Annotated in this window: 15 protein-coding genes and 1 pseudogene; 13 read left to right on the top strand and 3 right to left on the bottom strand. The window is 72.2% G+C overall.

The window, feature by feature from the left end; translation table 11 throughout:
- Nucleotides 1–227 precede the first annotated feature (227 nt).
- Together ACIA47_RS24380 and leuS are read left to right on the top strand one after the other, a co-directional pair.
- Nucleotides 228–1019 (top strand): cysteine hydrolase family protein, encoded by a 792-nt coding sequence (locus ACIA47_RS24380; RefSeq protein ID WP_396710875.1) that lies wholly within the window; start codon nt 228–230, stop codon nt 1017–1019.
- A 217-nt stretch (nt 1020–1236) separates the two neighbouring features.
- Entirely contained in the window at nt 1237–4077 is a 2841-nt protein-coding gene (leuS, locus tag ACIA47_RS24375) for a leucine--tRNA ligase (protein ID WP_396710874.1), read from the top strand.
- A 120-nt stretch (nt 4078–4197) separates the two neighbouring features.
- On the opposite strand, the gene ACIA47_RS24370 is transcribed toward leuS, so the two are convergent.
- The 3 genes from ACIA47_RS24370 to ACIA47_RS24360 are packed head-to-tail and all read right to left on the bottom strand — an operon-like array spanning nt 4198 to nt 6834.
- Nucleotides 4198–4881, bottom strand: a complete 684-nt coding sequence (locus ACIA47_RS24370; RefSeq protein ID WP_396710873.1) for a TVP38/TMEM64 family protein — start codon at nt 4879–4881, stop codon at nt 4198–4200.
- Nucleotides 4878–5597, bottom strand: coding sequence for a type 1 glutamine amidotransferase (locus ACIA47_RS24365; RefSeq protein ID WP_091407683.1), 720 nt, complete (start codon nt 5595–5597; stop codon nt 4878–4880). The genes ACIA47_RS24370 and ACIA47_RS24365 overlap by 4 nt, the downstream gene beginning before the upstream one ends.
- A complete protein-coding gene (locus tag ACIA47_RS24360; protein WP_091407686.1) occupies nt 5587–6834 on the bottom strand; it encodes a MurT ligase domain-containing protein in 1248 nt (415 codons plus the stop codon). Before ACIA47_RS24360 ends, ACIA47_RS24365 begins: the two co-directional genes overlap by 11 nt.
- A 355-nt stretch (nt 6835–7189) precedes the next feature.
- Here ACIA47_RS24360 and mraZ point away from each other — a divergent pair, with 355 nt between their 5' ends.
- From mraZ to ACIA47_RS24305, 11 genes and pseudogenes are all read left to right on the top strand, one after another.
- Nucleotides 7190–7621, top strand: coding sequence for a division/cell wall cluster transcriptional repressor MraZ (gene mraZ / locus ACIA47_RS24355; protein WP_030488958.1), 432 nt, complete (start codon nt 7190–7192; stop codon nt 7619–7621).
- A gap of 206 nt (nt 7622–7827) precedes the next feature.
- A pseudogene (gene rsmH, locus ACIA47_RS24350) lies at nt 7828–8865 on the top strand (16S rRNA (cytosine(1402)-N(4))-methyltransferase RsmH); the annotation flags it as partial.
- 63 nt (nt 8866–8928) lie between these two features.
- Nucleotides 8929–9534 carry a hypothetical protein gene (locus tag ACIA47_RS24345; RefSeq protein ID WP_112605082.1) on the top strand — a complete coding sequence of 202 codons (606 nt, stop codon included), beginning with the start codon at nt 8929–8931 and terminating at the stop codon, nt 9532–9534.
- A 3-nt stretch (nt 9535–9537) separates the two neighbouring features.
- Entirely contained in the window at nt 9538–11742 is a 2205-nt protein-coding gene (locus ACIA47_RS24340) for a peptidoglycan D,D-transpeptidase FtsI family protein (RefSeq protein WP_396710872.1), read from the top strand.
- A gap of 52 nt (nt 11743–11794) precedes the next feature.
- Nucleotides 11795–13357, top strand: coding sequence for a UDP-N-acetylmuramoyl-L-alanyl-D-glutamate--2,6-diaminopimelate ligase (locus tag ACIA47_RS24335; RefSeq protein ID WP_396710871.1), 1563 nt, complete (start codon nt 11795–11797; stop codon nt 13355–13357).
- On the top strand, nt 13354–14751 hold the full coding sequence (murF, locus tag ACIA47_RS24330; protein ID WP_396710870.1) for a UDP-N-acetylmuramoyl-tripeptide--D-alanyl-D-alanine ligase: 1398 nt from the start codon (nt 13354–13356) through the stop codon (nt 14749–14751). Before ACIA47_RS24335 ends, murF begins: the two co-directional genes overlap by 4 nt.
- Nucleotides 14748–15872 (top strand): phospho-N-acetylmuramoyl-pentapeptide-transferase, encoded by a 1125-nt coding sequence (mraY, locus tag ACIA47_RS24325; RefSeq protein ID WP_030334519.1) that lies wholly within the window; start codon nt 14748–14750, stop codon nt 15870–15872. The genes murF and mraY overlap by 4 nt, the downstream gene beginning before the upstream one ends.
- A gap of 430 nt (nt 15873–16302) precedes the next feature.
- Entirely contained in the window at nt 16303–17733 is a 1431-nt protein-coding gene (locus ACIA47_RS24320; RefSeq protein ID WP_396710959.1) for an FtsW/RodA/SpoVE family cell cycle protein, read from the top strand.
- A complete protein-coding gene (gene murG, locus ACIA47_RS24315; RefSeq protein ID WP_396710869.1) occupies nt 17733–18839 on the top strand; it encodes an undecaprenyldiphospho-muramoylpentapeptide beta-N-acetylglucosaminyltransferase in 1107 nt (368 codons plus the stop codon). The genes ACIA47_RS24320 and murG overlap by 1 nt, the downstream gene beginning before the upstream one ends.
- Nucleotides 18836–20401, top strand: coding sequence for a UDP-N-acetylmuramate--L-alanine ligase (gene murC / locus ACIA47_RS24310; protein ID WP_396710867.1), 1566 nt, complete (start codon nt 18836–18838; stop codon nt 20399–20401). Before murG ends, murC begins: the two co-directional genes overlap by 4 nt.
- A complete protein-coding gene (locus ACIA47_RS24305) occupies nt 20398–21216 on the top strand; it encodes a cell division protein FtsQ/DivIB (protein WP_396710866.1) in 819 nt (272 codons plus the stop codon). Before murC ends, ACIA47_RS24305 begins: the two co-directional genes overlap by 4 nt.
- Nucleotides 21217–21332: the final 116 nt, after the last annotated feature.

The raw sequence follows: 21332 nt of genomic DNA, 5'->3' as shown, positions 1-21332 counted from the left end.
GGACCCGCCGTTGGGTTCGCGACGTCGAGCCTCGTTTGCCGCAGGAATCTCACTAGTCTCTCAGGCTAACCATGTTTGTCGTTAACGCCGACCCCCGCAGGTAGTCCGCCGCTTACGCACCGGAATATTCGCCGTTCGGGAGATGCGTGACCACTCCGCGTGCGGGTATCCGGTGGCCCGCCCGCATGGCCCACCGGTCGGCGGCGACGTAACCGGGGGAGAGCACCGTGTGGCGGGAGCGGGACATCTACGGGCAGGCCGACGACGGCGGCGTACGCCTCGGCGGTGGCGTGGCGCAGTGGCGGCTGCACGCCGACCACGTCGACGTGGCGGTCGGCACCGGCGGGCGGCGAGCCCGGATCGAGGCCGAACTGCTGCCCGTCGTGGTGGACCTGGACGCGACCGCCCTGGTCCTGCTCGACATGCAGAACGACTTCTGCTCCCCGGGTGGCTGGACCGAGCGCTCCGGGCTGGACCACACGGCCTGCCGGGAGGCGATCCCCGGCGCCGTACGGGCGGTCGAGGCGGCCCGCCAGCTCGGCGTACCGGTGATCTGGGTGTACTGGTACAACCGTTCTGACCTGCGTAACCTCGGCGCGCCCACACTTTGGTCGTTCAAGCACCGCCTCGACCAGGCCGGTATCGGGGAGCAGTTGGACCACGGCCCGGTGCTGACCGAGGGATCGTGGGGCGCGACGCTGGTCGACGAGCTGTGGGAGCTGGTGCGTCCCGAGGACGTGCAGGTGCCGAAGTACCGGATGAACGGATTCCATGCCACCCACCTCGACCAGGTGCTGCGCGCCCAGGGCGTCCGCACCCTCCTCTTCGGCGGAGTCAACACCGACCAGTGCGTCAGCACCACCGTCGAGGACGCGTACTTCCGGGACTACGCCGCCGTGCTGCTGACCGACGCGACCGCCACCTCCAGCCCGGCGTACTGCAAGGACGCGGTGGTCTTCAACTCCCAGCAGTGCTGGGGTTTCACCACCGACAGCGCCCGGTTCGCCGCGGCCGGGTGACCGCCTCGCGCGCTGCCCGACGGCGGCACGTCGTCGCGCCGGACGGCGAGGTACACTGCGGGCATGGCCGGAGTCTTCCTGCTTCTTACCGGGCCGTGCTGATGCGCTGAACGCAGCGACAGCACGGCGGCCCCTCCTGTGCGAGGGGCTTTTTTGTGCCCGCCGCCGGCCCGGCCCGGTGGTGCCGAGACGAAGCGAAGCGAAGCGAGGAGAGACGATGAGTGAGGCAGCCGCACCGGCGGGCGACATTCCCCCGTTCCGGTACACCGCGGCCCTGGCCGACGAGATCGAGATTCGTTGGCAGGACACCTGGGCGCGCGAGGGCACCTTCCACGCACCGAACCCGACCGGCCCGCTGGCCGACCCGACCCACCCGCGCGCGGGCGCGGAGAAGCTGTACGTGCTGGACATGTTCCCGTACCCCTCCGGAGCGGGCCTGCACGTCGGCCACCCGCTGGGCTACATCGGCACCGACTGCTACGCCCGCTACCAGCGGATGGCCGGTCGCAACGTGCTGCACGCGATGGGCTTCGACGCGTTCGGTCTGCCCGCCGAGCAGTACGCGGTGCAGACCGGCACCCACCCCCGGACCACCACCGTGGCGAACATCGAGCGGTACAAGGCGCAGCTGCGCCGGCTGGGGCTGGCGCACGACGAGCGCCGCTCGGTGGCCACCATCGACACCGACTTCTACCGCTGGACCCAGTGGATCTTCCTGCAGATCTTCAACTCCTGGTACGACCGCGACGCCGGCCGGGCCCGCCCGATCGCCGAGCTGATCGCCGAGTTCGAGGGCGGTAACCGGCCCACCCCGGACGGCCGCGCCTGGGCCGAGCTGAGCGTCGCCGAGCGCCGCCAGATCGTCGACGACCACCGCCTGGCGTACGTCTCGCAGGCGCCGGTGAACTGGTGCCCGGGGCTGGGCACCGTGCTGGCCAACGAGGAGGTCACCGCCGACGGCCGTTCCGAGCGGGGCAACTTCCCGGTCTTCAAGCGCAACCTGAAGCAGTGGATGATGCGGATCACCGCGTACGGTGACCGCCTGCTGGACGACCTGGACAGCCTGGACTGGCCCGAGCCGATCAAGCTGATGCAGCGCAACTGGATCGGCCGCTCCACCGGCGCCCACATCGACTTCCCGACCAGCGCGGCGCCGGTGCGGGTGTTCACGACCCGCCCGGACACCGTCTTCGGCGCCACCTACATGGTGCTGGCGCCCGAGCACGAGCTGGTCGACACGCTGGCGCCGGCCAGCTGGCCGGACGGGACGAGGGACGCCTGGACCGGCGGGCACGCCAGCCCCCGGGAGGCCGTCGAGGCGTACCGCAAGGCGGCAGCCGCCAAGACCGACGTCGAGCGGCAGTCCGACACCAAGGAGAAGACCGGCGTCTTCATCGGCGCGTACGCCACCAACCCGGTCACCGGTAAGCAGATCCCGATCTTCATCGCCGACTACGTGCTGGCCGGCTACGGCACCGGCGCGATCATGGCGGTGCCGGCGCAGGACGAGCGGGACTGGGCGTTCGCCGAGGTCTTCGAGCTGCCCATCGTCCGTACCGTGCAGCCGGCGGAGGGCTTCGACGGCAAGGCGTACACCGGGGACGGCCCGGCGATCAACAGCGCCGCGCCCGAGCGCGGCCTGGACCTGAACGGCCTGGGCGTCGCCGACGCCAAGGCGGCGATCATCGCCTGGCTGGAGGCGAGCGGGCACGGCACCGGCGCGGTGACCTACCGGCTGCGCGACTGGCTGTTCTCCCGGCAGCGTTACTGGGGCGAACCGTTCCCGATCGTCTACGACGAGACCGGCGCGGCCATCGCCCTGCCGGAGGAGATGCTGCCGGTCGAGCTGCCGGAGGTGGACGACTTCTCCCCGAAGACGTTCGACGCCGACGACGCCAACAGCAACCCGGAGACCCCGCTGTCGCGGCGGCGCGACTGGGTCGAGGTCGAACTGGACCTGGGTGACGGGCCGAAGCGCTACACCCGGGAAACCAACGTGATGCCGCAGTGGGCCGGCTCCTGCTGGTACGAGCTGCGCTACCTGGACCCGACCAACAGCGAGCGGTTCGTCGACGCGGAGAACGAGCGGTACTGGATGGGCCCGCGCGCCGACGGTGACTGCGGGGGCACCGACCTGTACGTCGGTGGCGCCGAGCACGCGGTGCTGCACCTGCTGTACGCGCGGTTCTGGCACAAGGTGCTGTTCGACCTGGGGCACGTGTCGTCGTTCGAGCCGTTCCGCAAGCTGTTCAACCAGGGCATGATCCAGGCGTACGCGTACACCGACTCGCGCGGCAGCTACGTGCAGGCCGAGGAGGTCTTCGAGCGCGACGGCGCCTACTACCTGGGTGACCTGGCGGTCAACCGCGAGTACGGCAAGATGGGCAAGTCGCTGAAGAACGTGGTGACGCCCGACGACATGTGCGCCGCCTACGGCGCGGACACCTTCCGGGTGTACGAGATGTCGATGGGCCCGCTGGAGGTCTCCCGCCCCTGGGAGACCCGGGCGGTGGTCGGCTCGTACCGGTTCCTGCAGCGGGTGTGGCGGGCCGTCGTCGACGAGCAGACCGGCGCCCTGCGGATCACCGAGGACCCGGCCGACGAGGCGACCCGCCGGCTGCTGCACAAGGTGATCGACGGGGTCCGTGGCGACATGGACGGCATCCGGTTCAACACCGCGATCGCCAAGCTGATCGAGCTGACCAACGGGCTGACCCGACTGTCGGCCACCCCCCGCGAGGTGGCCGAGCCGCTGGTGCTGATGGTGGCGCCGTTCGCCCCGCACGTGGCCGAGGAGCTGTGGCGCAAGCTGGGCCACGACACCTCGCTGACGTACGCGGACTTCCCGACCGCCGACCCGGCGCTGCTGGTGGCCGACACGGTGACCTACCCGGTGCAGGTCAACGGCAAGGTCCGCGGCCGCGTCGAGGTTCCCGCCGACGCCTCCGAGGAGAGCGTCCGCGCGGCGGCCCTGGACGTGGTGGCGGCGACCCTGGGTGGCAAGGAGCCGCGCAAGGTCATCGTGGTCAAGGGCCGAATGGTCTCGGTCGTCGCCTGATGACACCCCCCGCCTCTGCGATCTTGCAGTTTCGGTTCGGGTTTTGCCCTTTGTGTCCGGTAGTGCCGGGACAGGAAGTGCAAGATCGCGGAGGTGGGGGCAGGGGCGGGGCGGGCTGGGTCAGACCGGCACGGTGCGGCGCCGGCGTTCGGCGCGCCACCACTGGTGGATCAGCACCAGGCTGGCGATCAGGCCGAGGCTGGCCGGGGCGGCGGCGTACCAGTTGACGTGGCCGGGGGAACTGACCGCCGCGCCGATCGCCGCGTAGCCGAAGGCGGTCGGCGCGGACGCGATCACGCTGCCGGCCAGGAACGGCAGCACTCGTGCGCCGGTCGTGCCGTAGCCGTAGCTGACCAGGCCGAAGCCGGCGATCGGCAGCAGCCGGACGGTGACCACACCGAGCACGCTCTGCCGGGCGAACCAGCCGTCGAGGCGGGCCAGGCGACCGCGGACCCGTTCGGCCACGAACTCCCGACCGAGCAACCGGCCGACAGTGAACCCGATCGCCGCCGCCACCAGCGCGGCGCCCAGGGCGTACGCGGCGCCCTCCAGCGGGCCGAAGATCGCACCCGCGGCGAGCGTGATGAAGGTCCGGGGCACCAGCGCGACGAGGAGTAACGCGCCCCCGAGGATCGCCGCCACCGGCGCGAGGTCGCCCAGCCGGGCGGCGACCAGCGGCAACTGCGCCGGATCCGGCCGGGGCACCAGCAGCAGCAGTAAGCCGCAGCCGCCGATCAGCAGCACGAGCAGGGCGAACCGGGCGGCCGACGGCTGCCGGAGCAACCGCCGGACGGCACGGATCATGCCCGGGCGGCGGCCACCGCGGAGCGGCGCTCGTTGCGGAGCCGGTCCGACCAGGTGTCGTCCAACGGCGGGAGCTGGTGTGCCCCGGTGGCCCAGCGCAGCAGCAGGTCGGCCAGGGCCGGGTTGCGAGCCAGCGCCGGCCCGTGCGAGTAGGTGCCGAGCAGCTTGCCGCGCCACGCTCCCTCGGTGGCGCCGTCGTTGCCCACCCCGGCGGTGACCCGGGCCAGCGGGGAGACCTCCGGACCGAGGTGGGTGCGGCCACCGTGGTTCTCGAAACCGGTCAGCGGGGGCAGGCCCAGCCGGGGGTCGATCTCACCGGCCAGCTCGCCCACGGCCCGGCTCTCACCCCGGTCGGACCGCAGGTCGAGCAGCTCCAGCCCGCGGCACTGCACACCCTTGGCGAAGAACGAGGTGCCGAGCAGCTGGTAGCCGGCGCAGACGCCGAACACCACCGAGCCCTGCGCGACGGCGCGATGCAGGCCGCCGTCGGCCAGCAGCCGCTGTGCGCCGAGCGCCTGTGGGCCGTCCTCGCCGCCACCGACCAGGTAGATGTCGGCGGTCGCGGGCAGCCGCTCGTCGGAGCGGACCTCCAGCACCTCGACCGGCATCCCACGCTGACGGGCCCGCCGGGCGAGGATCAGGGCGTTGCCCCGGTCTCCGTAGGTGGAGAGCAGGTCGGGGTAGATCCAGACGATGCGCAGACTCTCAGATGACACGGTCCAACTCCGCTCGGATGTCCTGGAACGCGGTGTAGTTCGCGATGACCTCCAGCCGCCCGGGCGGGACCGACCGGAGGGCGTCGTCGAATGTCCGGACGTGCTGGAACGGCACGTCGTTGACGTCCAGTCGAACCGCCAGGTCGTATGCCCGGTCACCGGTGATCAACACCTGCCGGCCGCGGAGCGGGGCGAAGTCGACGTCGTAGAGCCAGGAGGTGTCCAGACCGTCGGGGTCGCGCGCGTTGATGGAGAGCAGCGTCGGCGCGTCGTCGGCCATGTCGAACGCCTCCAGCCAACTGGCCGGGTTCTTGGCCAGCAGCAGCCGGATGTTGCGCCCGTCCTTGTCGACCTGCGCGTAGCGACCGGCCACCGAGGTGACGATGCCGAGGCGGGACACCGCGTCGACCGGGCGGACGCCGAACTCGGCGGCCACCGCCAGCGCGGTCGCCGCGTTGCCGAGGTTGACCTTGCCGGGCAGTTGGAGGGAGACCTTGTGCCAGGCGCCGGTGGGGTCGAGCACGCCCTCGTCCTCCACGACCCAGTGCGGCTCCGGTCGGCGTAGCGGGCAGCCGGTGCACCACCACTGCTCGCCGGAGCGCTGGATGGTGGAGCCGCACTCCGGGCAGACCCAGGAGTCGTCGTGCCAGCGTTGGCCGGCACTGAACCACGTCACGTGCGGCGGGTTGATGCCCCGGGCGGGGTCGCCCGGTGGGGTGGCTGCCCACACGACCAGCGGGTCGTCGGCGTTGGCCACCACCCGTACGTCGGTGTGCCGGACCAGCGCCGCGCGCCAGAGCTGCGCCATCATGGCGACCTCCTTGGCGCGGTCGAGCTGGTCGCGGGAGAGGTTCAGCAGCGCGACCACGTGCGGCTCGGTCGCCTCCAGCACCTGCGCCAGGTAGTGCTCGTCGACCTCCAGCACCGCGTACGGGGTGCTGCCGGCCTTGGCCAGCGCCGAGGTGTGCCCGCTGGGCATGTTGGCGCCGAACGAGTTGGTGGCGACCCGGCCGAGCACGCCGACCGCGGCGGAGGTCAATCGGGTGGTGGTGGTCTTGCCGTTGGTGCCGGAGACGAGCGCGATCGCGCGCCCGGCCGACAGGTGGGCCAGCAGGTCCGGGTCGATCTTCAGGCCGATCCACCCGCCGATCACTGAACCGTCGCCACGGCCGGCCGCCCGGGAGAGCGCCGCGGCGGTCCGTGACACGGAGCTGGCCACCTTGGCCCGTAGGGGCATTTTCGCGTCCGTCACGCGAGCGAGGTTACCGGACCGCCGGCCCCACCAGATCGCCGCCGAGGGTGAACCGTTCGGCCGTGGTGACGGCGCTGGCGGCCGGGTCCGCGTCCCCCGGACGGAGTCGATCTATGTCGGAAAGCGGACCACGCCGAGGGGCGGCCGGAGCCCTCCACTCCGCTCCACCCCTTGTGACGTGCTGTTTTGTCGTCGGGTCAGGCGCGCCACGCGGGCGAATTTGGTTGCGGGTGGAGGGAAGTGGAGTAGAGTGGGGACCAATGGTGAGGCCGGGAGGGCTCACCGGCCCGGGGGGTCAGCGGCGCCGCGAACGCCGCTCAAGGGCGAGGGGGTTGGGCCGATGTTCCTCGGCACCCACACTCCGCGCCTGGACGAAAAGGGCCGGTTGATCCTTCCGGCCAAGTTCCGGGATGAGCTGGCGGGGGGTGTCGTGGTCACCAAAGGGCAGGAGCGCTGCCTCTACGTCTTCCCGACCCCTGAGTTCCAGCGGATCGCGGAGCAGTTACGCGCACAGCCGATGACTCACAAGGCGGCCCGGGCCTACAGCCGGGTCTTCTTCGCCAGCGCGCACGACGAGGTTCCGGACAAGCAGGGCCGGGTGACCATCCCGGCTCACCTGCGGGCCTATGCCGCGCTGGACCGCGAGTTGGTAGTGATCGGCGCGAGCACGCGGGTGGAGATCTGGGACAAGGTCGCCTGGGAGACCTACCTCGCCGAGAGCGAAGACGACTTCGCCGACATCGAGGAGGGGGTGCTGCCCGGCGGTCTGTAGGGCGGTAACGGCGCCCGACGTACTGCGAGATCTCCAGCCGCTTTCGAGTTCCTGGCATCACTTCCCCGGTGCCAGGCGCACGATCCAGTCATTGGGCGACGGTCCGGTGTCAGGCGGGAGCGGATGGGGATCTGGCGGTACGACGGCAGCGCCGTCCGACGACAGGCGCACGAGAAGAACGGACGTTTCAACCAGTGGGGGTCATCATGGGGGAGTTGCGCGGCACGCACGTGCCGGTGCTGCTCGAGCGGTGTCTCGAGCTGCTGGCCCCCGCGCTGGGTCGAGGCGGCCGGACGGTCTACGTCGACGCGACGCTCGGTCTGGCCGGGCATGCGGAGGCGGTGCTCGAGGCGCATCCGGAGACGGTCCTGATCGGGCTCGACCGGGACACCGAGGCGCTCGCTCACGCGCGGGTCCGGCTGGCCCGGTTCGCCGATCGGGTGCACCTGGAGCACGCCGTCTACGACGAGTTGCCGGACGTACTGGACCGGCTGGGCTATCCGGCCATCGACGGCATCCTGTTCGACCTGGGTGTCTCGTCGTTGCAGCTGGACGCGCCCGACCGAGGGTTCGCGTACGCCCAGGACGCGCCGTTGGACATGCGGATGGACCAGACCCGGGGGGTGACCGCCGAAGAGGTGGTCAACACGTACGCCCATCCGGACCTGGCCCGGGTGCTGCGGGTCTTCGGCGAGGAGAAGTTCGCCGGCCGGATCGCCTCGGCGATCATCCGGCAGCGGGAGCGGGCCCGGATCACCTCGTCCGCGCTGCTGGCGGAGCTGGTTCGGGACTCCATTCCGGCACCAGCGCGACGAACGGGTGGTCACCCGGCAAAGAGAACGTTTCAGGCTTTACGGATCGAGGTAAACAGAGAGCTGGCAGCGCTGGAGACAGCGTTGCCATCCGCACTCGACGCACTGACCGTGGGCGGTCGCATGGTGGTCCTGTCCTACCACTCGCTGGAGGACAGGCTCACCAAGGCGGCCCTCACGGACCGGGTCCGCAGTAAGGGCCCGGTTGACCTCCCGGTCGAGCTTCCCGGGTCCGGTCCGACGTTCCGGCTGCTCAGCCGGGGCGCCGAACTGCCTGGGGAGGCGGAGGTCGCCGCGAACCCGCGGGCCGCCTCGGTGCGGCTGCGGGCCGCGGAGCGACTCGACCCGAACGCGACAGAGCACTGGCGGACCGACCGCGAACGGTCTCGCCGACGGGTGAAGGGAATGCACCAACCGGGCACGGGGTCCGCCTGATCCGTGGGGGGTCAGGGGCACCGGGACGGCTAGAGGGACGGACGTTGAGGGGGAGGGGACATGAGCATTGACAAGCGCGACCGCCGGGACGTCACCGGCGGCGGGCAGCGCGCACCGCGGTCGGGGGGCCGGACCGCGGCGGAGCGGGCTCCGCGCCTCGGAAACGGTACGCCACGCATCGATCGAACGAATCGGCAGGGGGAGACTCGCGCCCGGGGGGCGCGCGAGTTCCCGACTCAGGGCACCGCCGCGCTGCGACCGGTCGAGAAGGCCGCCAGCGCGACCAGCGCCCGGCCGCCGCGGCTGCGGGTGGCGCCGCCGCCGCCGATCTCGGTGCCGCGTGCGCCGTTCGCGGCGCTGATCGTGGTGCTGGTGGTCGGTGGGGTGCTGGGCATCCTGGCGGTCAACACCAAGATCAATGAGAACGCGTTCCGGCTGGAGCGGTTGCAGCAGCAGCAGGCTCGACTGGACCTGGAGAAGCAGCAACTGGACAAGCAGATCGCCGACGCCGAGGCGCCGGGCAACCTGACCGCCGAGGCGCGGCGGCTGGGCCTGGTCGACGCCGGCGAGCCGGGCTACATCCGGCTGCCGGACGGCAAGACCCTCGAGGTGCCGCAGCCGGCGAACGGCCAGCCGTCGGTGACCAGCCAGGGTGCGGGAGGCTGACCGGTGCCACCAAGGTCGGACGAGCCGCGCCGGGACCCTACGGGGTCCCGGCGCGGTTCTGCACGTGATGCCGGGCCCGCCGACGGCGAGCCGCGCACCGGTGAGCCGGGCATCGGGGGCATCTCCGGCGCCCGGGCGTACACCCCGAGGGGTCGGACCGTTCGGGAGGAGCGCGGTACGCCGGCGCGCGGTCAGGGCGCCGAGCAGCGGCGTACACCGCGCAGCACCCGGTCCGGTGACCCGTTCCGGCCGGCGTTGCAGGTGCTCGACGGTGGTCGGGCCGCCGCCCGGGCCGGCCGGCGCGACGCTCCGGCGGGACGCGGTGGGGTGGTGCGCACCGTCGCACCGCGTACCCCCCGTGGCCCGGGTGGGGACGAGCCGCCGCCGCGTCGCCGGACGACGCCACGCGCGCCGCGGCGCACCGACCGACCGGCGGCCCGGCGGCCGTCGCGCAAGCCACGACGCCCGCCGAAGCTGGCCGACTCGCGGCTGCGGCTGCGGCTGGGCACCGTGCTCGCCCTGACGCTCTTCGCCACCATCGGGATACGGCTGATCTACCTCCAGGCGGTCGACGCTCCGGCGTACGCCGGGGGCGGCATCGCTGACCGCCTCCGCACGGTCGAGCTGCCGGCGCCACGGGGCGCGATCTACGACAGCACCGGCGCGCCGCTGGCCCGCAGTGTCGAGGCTCGGTACGTGTACGCCGACCCGACCGAGGTGAAGGACTCGGCCGCCGTCGCCAAGGCGCTCTCCCCGCTGCTCGGCATCCCGGTGTCGAAGCTCGTGGAGCTGATGAAGCCCCGCAAGCTGGAGGACGGTAAGGCATCCCGATTCGTGTATCTGGCGCGGGGAGTGGAGATCTCCACCGCCAAGCGGGTGCAGGCGCTTGACCTCCTCGGCATCGGGGTGCACCGCGACGAGCGCCGTGAGGTGCCCGGCGGTGACCTGGCGGCCAACCTGATCGGCTTCACCAGCCAGGACATGGTCGGGTTGGAAGGGCTGGAGGCCCGCTACGACGACGTGCTCGCCGGTCAGGACGGCAAACGGGTGTACGAGGCCGGCCTCGGCGACCTCGCCGCGCCCATTCCGGGTGGCTACAGCCGGACCACGCTCGCCAAGCCGGGCAGTTCGCTCGCCCTCACCATCAACCGCGACCTGCAGTTCCGGACGCAGCAGATCCTCAGCGCGGGCATGGCCCAGGCGCCGGGCGGCACCGGCGCCGCCGTGGTCATCGAGATTCCCTCCGGCGCGGTGCTGGCCCAGGCCAGCAACCCCACCTACGACGCGGCGAAGCCGCTGCCCAGCGACCCGGTCGCCCGGGAGGACGCCGCGACGAGCTTCGTGGTCGACCCGGGCTCGGTGCACAAGGCGATCACCTACGGCGCGGCGTTGCAGGAGGGGGTGATCACGCCGGACACCACGTTGCCGATCGCCAACAACATCAAGATGGGCGACACCTGGTTCTCCGACACCCATCCGGCCAACGGCAAGCGGATGAGCGTGCCGGGGATGCTCGCCTACTCGTCGAACGTCGGCACCATCACGATCGCTGAGAAGCTCGGCCGGGACCGGTTGATCGACTACCAGAAGCGGTTCGGGCTGGGCAAGCCGACCGGCGAGGGGATGCCCGGGGAGGCCAGCGGGCGACTGCTGCCGGCCGACGAGTGGAGCGAATCGTCGCGTGGGTCGGTGCCGATCGGGCACAGCGTCGACGCCACGCCGTTGCAGATGGCCGCCGCGTACGCCGCCATCGCCAACAACGGCACGTACGTGCAGCCGCACCTGGTCAAGGAGGTGATCGGCCCGGACGGAAAGCGCACCCCGGCGCCGGCCCCGCTGACCCGGTCGGTGCTCAGCCCGCAGAACGCGGCGGCCCTGCGCACCATGCTGGAGGCGGTCACCACCGTCGACGGCGCCACCGGCGTCACCGCCGCGGTCCCCGGCTACCGGGTCGCCGGCAAGACCGGCACCGGATCGCGGGTGGTCAACGGCAAGATAGAGACCGACAAGGTGTCCTCCTTCATCGGCATGGCTCCCGCCGAGAACCCCCGCTACGTGATCGCCGTCTTCGTCTACACGCCCAACGGCGGGGGCGCGGCGATCGCCAACCCGGCGTTCCGGGACATGATGCAGTTCACTCTGCGTCACTACCGGGTGCCGCCCTCGACTGGCGGATCCGCGCCCAAGTTCGTGGTCTATCCGCGCTGAGCAGCGACGGCGGGACATCATCGGTGAGTGCCGACGAACCACCGGGGCGGCTGTGCGGCCGGAACCGGACGACCGGGTAGGGTCTGACGCCGTGCCCGGCAATCCACGTCCACGTACCGTGACCGGAGTCCGGCTCGGTGATCTCGCCGTCCGGCTCGCCGTCGACCTTCCGGCGGATGCCGCCGCGGTGGTCGTCTCCGGGGTCACCCACGCCAGCCAGGAAGTTCGCTCCGGCGACCTGTACGCGGCGCTGCCCGGTGCCCGTCGGCACGGCGCGGAGTTCGCCGCCGGCGCCGTCGAGGCGGGTGCCGTGGCGCTGCTGACCGACCCGGCCGGCGCGGAGTTGGCGGCGGGAACCGGTCTGCCCACTCTGGTGGTGCCCGACCCGCGCGCCGTGCTCGGCGAGCTGGCCTCGGCCGTGTACGGCGACCCGACCGCCGATCTCACAGTGATCGGGGTGACCGGCACCGCGGGCAAGACGTCCACCGCGTACCTGATCGAGTCGGGGCTGCGGGCCGCCGGGCACACCACCGGGCTGGTCGGGACGGTGGAGACCCGGCTCGGTGATCTGGTGATCGACAGTGTGCGCACCACCCCGGAGGCGACCGACCTGCACGCCATGTTGGCCACCGCCCGCGAGCGGGGGGTCACCGCCGTGGTCATGGAGGTCTCCAGCCACGCGCTGGCCATGGGCCGGGTGGGCGGTGTGCGGTTCGCCGTCGGCGGTTACACCAACTTCGGCTCCGACCACCTGGACTTCCACGCCGACAGCGACGACTACTTCGCCGCGAAGGCCCAGCTCTTCGACGGGCGCTGCGCGGTCGAGGTGCTCAACCACGACGACCCGGCGTTGGAGCCGCTGCTCAAGCCGAGCACCGTCACCTACTCGGCGGCCGGTGACCAGGGCGCGACCTGGTGGGCCGACGGGGTGGGCGGCGAGGGGTACGCGCAGCGGTTCACCGCGCACGGCCCGAACGGCGTGGCAGTGTCCGCCGGTGTCGCGCTGCCCGGCCGGCACAACGTGGCCAACGCGCTGCTGGCCATCGCCGCACTTGTCGGCGCCGGGGTGGACCCGGTGACCGCGGCGACCGGTGTGGCCGCCTGCGGTGGCGTCCCGGGCCGGCTGGAGCTGGTCGACGTGGCCGCGCCGGTGCGCGGGGTGGTCGACTACGCGCACAAGTCGGACGCGATCGTGGCCGCGCTGGCCGCGCTGCGCGAGTTGAGCGCGGGCCGGCTGATCTGTGTGATCGGCGCCGGTGGGGACCGGGACCGGGGCAAGCGGCCGGTGATGGGCGCCGCCGCGGCGGAGGGAGCCGACGTGGTGCTGGTGACCGACGACAACCCGCGCACCGAGGACGCGGGGGAGATCCGCGCCGAGGTGCTGGCCGGGGCGTACCGGGCCGGCACGGCCGCCCGGATCATCGAGGTGGCCGGCCGTCGTGCCGCTATCGACGAGGCGGTTCGGCTGGCCGAGCCGGGCGACGTGATCGCGCTGCTCGGCAAGGGCCACGAGCGTGGCCAGGAGGTGGCGGGGCAGGTGCTTCCGTTCGACGACAGCATCGAGTTGGCCGAGGCGCTGCGGGCCCGCTTCGGGGACCTGGCGGGTCAGCGGTGATCACGCTGAGCCTGGCCGAGGTGGCCGCCGCGGTCGACGGGCGGCTGGTGGCCGCCGATCCGGCCGCCACCGTCACCGGTTCGGTGGAGTTCGACTCGCGCAAGGTGGGGCCCGGTTCGCTCTTCGTGGCGTTCCCGGGGGAGAAGGTCGACGGGCACGACTACGCGGCGACGGCGATCCAGGCCGGCGCGGTGGCGGTGCTCGGCAGCCGGGAGGTGCCCGGGGTGCCGATGGTGCTTGTCGACGACGCCCTGACCGCGATGGGCCGACTGGCCCGCGCCGCGGTGGACCGGCTGCCCGGGCTGACCGTGATCGGCGTGACCGGCTCGTCCGGCAAGACCACCACGAAGGATCTGATCGGTCAGCTCACCGCCCGGCTCGGGGCCACCGTGGCGCCACCCGGTTCGTTCAACAACGAGCTGGGGCACCCGTACACCGCCCTGCGGGCCGACCCGGACACCCGCTACCTGGTGATGGAGAAGGGCGCGCGCGGGGTCGGGCACGTGCGGTACCTGTGCGAGCTGGTGCCGCCCCGGATCTCCGTGGTGCTCAACGTCGGCACCTCGCACATCGGCGAGTTCGGCTCGCAGGACGCCATCGCCCTGGCCAAGGGCGAGCTGGTGGAAGCGCTGCCGCCGGACGGGCTGGCCGTGCTGAACGCCGACGACCCCCGGGTGGACGCGATGGCGAGCCGCACGCAGGCCCGGGTGGTCCGCTACGGCGAGGCGCCCGACGCCGACGTGCGCGCCGAGGACGTCGCCCTCGACGAGCGGGGTCACCCGTCGTACACCCTGGTCACCCCGGAGGGGCGCGCGCCGGTGCGGCTCCGGCTGGCCGGCCGCCACCAGGTCGGGAACACGCTCGCGGCGGCGGCGGTCGCCCGGGAGTTGGGCATGCCGCTGGCCGAGCTGGCCACGGCCCTCGGCGAGCTGGGGCTGGTCTCGACCCGAAGGATGGACGTCTTCGACCGCCCCGACGGGGTGACCGTGATCGACGACTCGTACAACGCCAACCCGGCCTCGATGGCGGTAGCGGTGCGGGCGCTCGCGAGCATGGGCCAGGGGCGGCGTACCGTCGCGGTGCTTGGTTACATGGCCGAGCTGGGCCCGTTCGAGCACGACGGCCACGCCGAGGTCGGCCAACTGGCGGCCGAGCTGGGTGTCGACCGGCTGCTCGTGGTGGGTGAGCCGGCCGCGCCGATCCACGAAGGCGCGACAGCGGTAGCAAACTGGGGAGGAGAGTCGGTGCTGCTCACCGATCAGGCGGCGGCCGTCGAGGTGCTGCGGAGCGAGTTACGACCGGGTGACGTCGTCCTGGTCAAGGGCTCCCGGTACCGGACCTGGGAGGTGGCCGACGCCCTGCGCGCCGACGCCGGTGGGGAGTCGACCCGATGAGGGCGGTCATCGTCGCCATCGGGGTGGCCTTCCTCGTCTCGCTCTTCTGCACCCCGATCGCGATCAAGGTTTTCACCCGGCTCAAGGCCGGTCAGCCGATCCGGTCCGACGGCCCCGCGATGCACCAGGGCAAGAAGGGCACGCCCACGATGGGTGGGGTGGTCTTCATCCTGGCCACGGTGATCGCGTACGTGGCCGGGCACCTCGCCCTGACCACCCTGCCGGACCAGCAGATCGCCCAGGTGGAGCCGACCATCACGGCGCTGGTGCTGCTGGGGCTGATGGTGTTCTCCGGCGCTGTTGGTTTCCTCGACGACTTCCTCAAGGTGCGCAAGCGCAACAGCGCCGGGCTGAACAAGCGCGGCAAGTTGCTCGGCCAGATCCTGGTCGGTGCGGTCTTCGGGGTGATCGCGCTGTGGTTCCCGAGCACGATGACCAACGGCTCGGGGCTGGCGACCAACACCGAGACGGTGGGCAGCACCACGCTGAGCTTCATCCGGGACATCGACTTCCTGGAGGTCAGCAAGGTCGGCGCGGTGATCATCTTCATCTTCGTGGTGATGGCCGCGACGAACGGCGTCAACCTCACCGACGGCCTGGACGGTCTGGCCACCGGCGCGTCGGTGATGGTGCTCGCCGCGTACGCGCTGATCGCGTTCTGGCAGTACCGGCACTGGTGCGCCGACCCGAACTACACCCAGCCGTACTGCTACGAGGTCCGCGACCCGTTGGAGATCGCGCTGATCGCCGGGGCGGCGGCCGGGGCCTGTGTGGGCTTCCTCTGGTGGAACACCTCCCCGGCGCGGATCTTCATGGGCGACACCGGGGCGCTGGGGCTGGGCGGTCTGATCGCCGGCATGGCGATGTCCACCCGCACCATCCTGCTGCTGCCGATCATCGGCGGGCTCTTCGTGATCATCACGATGTCCGTGGTGATCCAGATCATCTCCTTCAAGACCACCGGTAAACGGGTGTTCCGAATGTCTCCGCTCCAGCACCACTTCGAGCTGGCCGGCTGGAGCGAGGTCAACATCGTGGTGCGCTTCTGGATCATCGCCGGCATCGGCGTGGCCATCGCCCTGGGCCTGTTCTACAGCGAGTTCCTCGCCAACATGACCTGACCCCCGCCCGCCCCGCCCCCTCCTCCGTCGATCTTGCACTTTCGGATGGCGGAACGTCCTCTCATGGGCGTTCTGCCCGCACAGAAAGTGCAAGATCGACGCGCGAGGGCGGCGGCGAGGGCGCGCGAGGGCGGCGGCGAGGGCGCGCTAGGGCGGCGCGCGAGGGCGGGTTCGACACGCCCGGTGGGGCGTTGTGGGGCGGTGGGGCGTGTTCAACGGTGATGATGTCGGGGTGGGGGAGGAAATCGGCACCGAGGACGGGACTGTCGGGCGGCCGCGACGGTCGCCGAGCGCGGCGCGTACACCGTCGGCCCCCGGGGCGCGCGCCCCGGAGCCCGGCGCGGCGGTCCGCGAATCCGGGCCGGGGGCGCGGGAGCCCGGGCCGGCGGGACGCGAGCCGGAGGCCGCGGCGTCGACGCCGCTGCGGGGTATCGACGCGGCCGGCGGGCTCGCCGCGCTGCGCGGCCTGCTGGACCGGCCGCTCACCTCCTACTACCTGCTGCTGTCCTGCGCCGGCCTGCTGCTGCTGATCGGGCTGACCATGGTCTTCTCGGCGACCAGCGTGAAGGACTACGCCGAGGACGGCAACGCCTCGGCCTCGGTGACCAAGCAGGCCATCTTCGCGGTGATCGGCATCGGCGCGTTCTGGGTCTGCCAGCGCCTGCCGGCCAGCACCTACCGGTCGCTGGGCCGGCCGCTGCTGTTCACCTCGATCGGCCTCCTGGTGGTGCTCAACCTGCTGGTCGCCTACGCCCGGTTGACCCACCAGGAATCAGGGCGGATCGGCCCGATCGAGGCGCGACTGAACTGGCTGTTCGTCGGCGGCATCCAGCTGCAACCGTCCGAGCTGGCCAAGTTCGCGATGGTGCTCTGGGGTGCCCACCTTGTCGCCCGCAAGGGCGCGGCGCTGGGTTGGTGGCGCGAGCTGGCCACCCCGCTCTTCCCGGTGGTTGGCCTGCTCTTCGTCCTGGTCGGCTACAACGACACGGGCACGATGCTCTGTCTGCTGGCCCTGGTGGTCGGCCTGCTCTGGGCCGCCGGAGTGCGAATGCGGGTCTTCGGCGCCCTGGCCACGGCCGGTCTGATCGGGATCGGCCTGCTGGTCGCGGTGGCCTCGCTGGGCGCCGGCTCCGGAGAGCGCGGCGCGGACAACTACCGGCTCGCCCGACTGGACATGTTCTTCAATCCACCGGACCCGGAGACCTGCAAACTCAACGACTGCCTCCAGTTCTACCAGGGCCGGCTGGCGATCGAGCACGGTGGCTGGTTCGGTGTCGGGCTGGGCAAGGGCAGTCTGAAGTGGGACTGGCTGCCCGAGGCGCACAACGACTTCATCTTCGCGATCGTCGCCGAGGAGCTGGGCGTGATCGGATGCGTCGTGGTACTCAGCCTCTTCGCGGTCATCGCGTACACCGGGTTCCGGATCGCCCGGCGGGTCGACGACCCGTTCCGCCGGCTCGCCGCCACCGCCGTGACCACCTGGCTGGTCAGCCAGGCCGTGATCAACATCGGTGGGGTGGTGGGGCTGCTGCCGATCACCGGTCTGCCGTTGCCGTTCATCTCCGACGGCGGAAGTGCCCTGGTGGTGACGTTGGCCGGCATCGGCATGCTGGCGTCCTTCGCCCGCGCCGAACCCGATGCGGCCAGAGCACTGCATGCCCGTCCGCCGGCCCGGTGGGTCCGACTACTCTGGGCCCCGTTGCCGCCGCTTCCCGGCCGGCGTCGCCGACCGGCGACGCCGCCCGCTGGCCGAGGGTCCGTGCCCCGGTCCCGCGAGCGGCGCCATGACGATCAGGCCGCGCCGCGCGGGGTCCGACAGGACCGCAGCCGCAGGGGTACGGCGAGCGAGAGGAGACGCTGATGGGTCCGCTGCGTTCGGTGGTACTCGCGGGAGGTGGCACCGGGGGGCACGTCTACCCGCTGCTCGCCTTCGCCGACTGCCTGCGCCGACACGACTCGGGCGTCCGGATCACCTGCCTCGGCACACCCCGGGGCATGGAGAACGACCTGATCCCACCGCAGGGCTACGACCTGCGGCAGATCCCGGCGTACCAGCTGCCCCGATCGGTCAACATGAACCTGGTCCGCACCCCGGGCCGGATGTGGACCGCGGCGCGCGCCGCGGGCAAGGTGATCGACGAGGTGCGCGCCGAGGTGGTCGTCGGCTTCGGCGGGTACGTCTCGGTGCCGGCCTACCTGGCCGCGTGGCGTCGTGAGCTGCCCATGGTGATCCACGAGGTGAACGTGCCGCCGGGCGTGGCCAACAAGCTGGGCATGAAGTTCACCAAGAACGTTGCCGTCGGCTTCCCGAACCAGCCGAGCCAGGCCGAGTCGCTGCGGGACGCCACAGTCGTCGGCGTGCCGCTGCGCCGCAGCATCGCTGGTCTGGACCGGTACGCGCTGCGCAACGCCGCCCGCGCCCACTTCGGGCTCCGCCCGGACCTGCCGGTGCTCTTCGTGTCCGGGGGCTCGTCCGGCGCCCGCTCGATCAACCTGGCGGTCTCCGGGGCGGCCAAGGAGCTGGCCCGCAACGGCGTGCAGGTGCTGCACGTGATGGGCGCCCGCAACGAGCCGGTGCCGATCCCCACCGACCTGCCGGTGCCGTACGTGACGCTGCCGTACCTGTCCGAGATGGAGCTGGGCTACGCCGCCGCCGACCTGATGTTGGCCCGGGGCGGGGCGATGACCGTCGCCGAGGTGGCCGCGATCGGGCTGCCCACGATCTACGTGCCGTACCCGCACAGCAACCAGGAGCAGCGGCGCAACGCGCTGCCCGTGGTGGAGGCCGGCGGTGGGCTGCTGGTCGACGACGCGGAGCTCACCCCGGACTGGCTGGAGCGCACCGTCATCCCCCTCATCCGCGACCCGCAGCGGCTCTACAACATGGGTGCCGCCGCCGGGTCGTACGGCCGACGCGACGGCGACGAGGCGCTGCGTTCCTTCGTGCTGGCGGCGGTGGCCCGATGACCGCGCAGTTCACCCCGGCCGGCACGCTCACCGCCGAGGACCTGGGCGCCGTCCACCTCATCGGAGTGGGCGGGGTGGGCATGCTCGGCGTGGCCCGGCTGCTGCTCACCCGCGGCATCCGGGTCTCCGGCAGCGACCTGCGGGAGTGGCCTTCGCTGGCCGGCCTGCGGGCGCTCGGCGGCACCATCCACCTCAGCCACGAGGTGACCAACCTCGACGGCGTGGACACCGTCGTCTACTCGTCGGCCATTCCGCAGGACCATTTGGAGTTGGTCGAGGCGCGTCGGCGTGGCCTGCGCGTGCTGCACCGCTCCGAGGCGCTCGCTGCGGCGATGACCGGCCGTCGGGCGGTGGCCGTCGCCGGCACGCACGGCAAGACCACCACCACCTCGATGGTGACGATGGTGCTCCAGCAGGCCGGAGTGGACCCGTCCTTCGTGATCGGCGGGGAGATCTCCGAGGTCGGTTCGGGCGCCCACCACGGCACCGGCGAGCACTTCGTGGTCGAGGCGGACGAGAGCGACCGCTCGTTCCTCATCTACCGCCCGTACGTCTCGATCATCACGAACGTCGAGGCGGACCACCTGAACACCTACGGCGACTACGCGACGCTGGAGGCGGCGTTCGTGGAGTTCGCCCGCCTCACCGACCCGGACGGGTTCATCATCACCTGCGCCGACGACCCGGGCGGCCGGCGGTTGGCCGAGAGCCTGCGGTCCGAGGGACGGCGGGTGTTCACCTACGGCGAGGCCGCCGACGCCGACCTGCGGTTGACCGAGATGGTCTCCTCCGCGCGTGGGGTGCGCTACCTGGCCGCGATCGACGGCCGGTCGCTGGGCGAGTTCCGGCTGCCGGTGCCCGGGCGGCACATGGGGCTGAACAGCGCCGCCGCGGTGCTGGCCGCGTACCTGCTGGAATTGCCGCTGGAGGCGGCGGAGGCCGCGCTGGCGGTCTTCCCCGGGGTGCGACGGCGCTTCGAGCGCAAGGGTGTCGTGGACGGCGTGCTGGTCTACGACGAGTACGCCTACCACCCGACCTCGATGACCCTCGCCATGCAGACGTTGCGCGAGGTCGCCGGGGACGGCCGGCTGATCGTCGTCTTCCAGCCGTACCGGCTGTACCGCACCCGCGACAACCAGGCGGAGATCGCCGAGGCGCTGGCCATCGCGGACGAGGTGGTGCTCCTGGAGGTCTTCGGGCCGGGTGAGTTGCGTCAGCCCGGCGAGGGCTCGGCGGCGCTGATCGCGGCGGTGGATCTGCCCGCCGACCGAAAGGTCTTCGTGGAGTCGTGGGAGCAGGCCCCGGTCGAGGTGGCCCGTCGCGCGCGCTCCGGGGACGTGGTGGTCACCATGGGTGCCCCGCCGATCTCGCTGATGGGCGACGAGCTGCTGGCCGCCCTGGGTGAGCGTACGGCCGGCTCGGCACCGACCGCGACCGTCGACCCGGTGACCACCACCCCGGCGATCGGTGATCCGGTGCCGGGTGGGACGACGTCCGGCGGCGACGGCGCGGCTCTCGGTGGCACCGCCGTTCCCGGCGGCTCGGCGCCCACGGTCGGATGAGTCCCGGCCCGGCCCGAGGGCGGACCAGCGCCGCCGACGGTGGCGCCCCGCGCCGCGGTCCGGCCCGGCGGTGGCAGTTGGTCCGGGCGGGCCGCGACGCGGTACCGCCCTCGACCCGCCGGTTCATGGCTCGTGCTCGGCAGCGTCGCATGCGTGCGGCGCTGCCGTGGGCGGTGGCCGCCGGGGTGCTCGCCCTGGCCGGGCTGGTCGCCTGGACGGTGCTCGGTACCGGGCTGTTCGGTGTGCGGGAGGTACGCGTGGAGGGCGCCGACCTGGTCACTCCCGTGCAGGTGCACGACGCGGTCGGGGTGCCGGACGGGGTGCCGCTGGCCCGGGTGGACCTGACCGCCGCCGCCCGTCGGGTCGGCGCGCTGCCGGCGGTGGAGCGAGCCACGGTCTCCCGGGACTGGCCCGGCGCGCTGGTGGTGCGGGTGACCGAGCGGACCCCGGTGGCGGTGGTGCCGCAGGGCGAGGCGTTCGCCCTGATCGACCGGAGCGGGGTGGCGTTCCGGACCGTGGAGCGACGCCCCGCCGACCTGCCGCAGGTGACGGTGGCCCGGCCGGCCGCCGACGACCCGGGCACCCGGGCCGGGCTGGAGGTGCTCGTCGCGCTGACGCCGCAGCTGCGCGCGGAGCTGGTGGACGTGAACGTGGCGGGGCTGGCCCGGATCAGCCTGCGGTTGCGCGGCGACCGGACGGTGGTCTGGGGCGACGCGACCCGGGGTACGGACAAGGCTCGGGTGGCCACCGCGCTGCTCGACGAGGACACCGACCGGATCGACGTGAGCGCGCCGGATGTGGTGACCTTCCGTTGACCGGTGAGCGTGCGCGGACGTGACCCGTGGCGCTCCACGCGGCGACACGCCGCCCGGGTCCTTGGCTCATCGCGCGGTGGCGCTTACGTTGCCTCGAAGAGCTTCAGTGGTTGACA

The organism is Micromonospora sp. NPDC051227 (assembly GCF_044455385.1).
GTDB lineage: Bacteria > Actinomycetota > Actinomycetes > Mycobacteriales > Micromonosporaceae > Micromonospora.
Note: the sequence above shows the minus strand (reverse complement) of the source record. Positions and strands in the feature narration are given on the sequence as shown.

Coding starts and splice junctions, on each gene's coding strand:
- leuS (WP_396710874.1), top strand. CDS start 1,237: ATGAGTGAGGCAGCCGCACCGGCGGGCGACATTCCCCCGTTCCGGTAC.
- ACIA47_RS24370 (WP_396710873.1), bottom strand. CDS start 4,881: ATGATCCGTGCCGTCCGGCGGTTGCTCCGGCAGCCGTCGGCCGCCCGG.
- ACIA47_RS24360 (WP_091407686.1), bottom strand. CDS start 6,834: ATGCCCCTACGGGCCAAGGTGGCCAGCTCCGTGTCACGGACCGCCGCG.
- mraZ (WP_030488958.1), top strand. CDS start 7,190: ATGTTCCTCGGCACCCACACTCCGCGCCTGGACGAAAAGGGCCGGTTG.
- ACIA47_RS24345 (WP_112605082.1), top strand. CDS start 8,929: ATGAGCATTGACAAGCGCGACCGCCGGGACGTCACCGGCGGCGGGCAG.
- mraY (WP_030334519.1), top strand. CDS start 14,748: ATGAGGGCGGTCATCGTCGCCATCGGGGTGGCCTTCCTCGTCTCGCTC.
- murG (WP_396710869.1), top strand. CDS start 17,733: ATGGGTCCGCTGCGTTCGGTGGTACTCGCGGGAGGTGGCACCGGGGGG.
- murC (WP_396710867.1), top strand. CDS start 18,836: ATGACCGCGCAGTTCACCCCGGCCGGCACGCTCACCGCCGAGGACCTG.
- ACIA47_RS24305 (WP_396710866.1), top strand. CDS start 20,398: ATGAGTCCCGGCCCGGCCCGAGGGCGGACCAGCGCCGCCGACGGTGGC.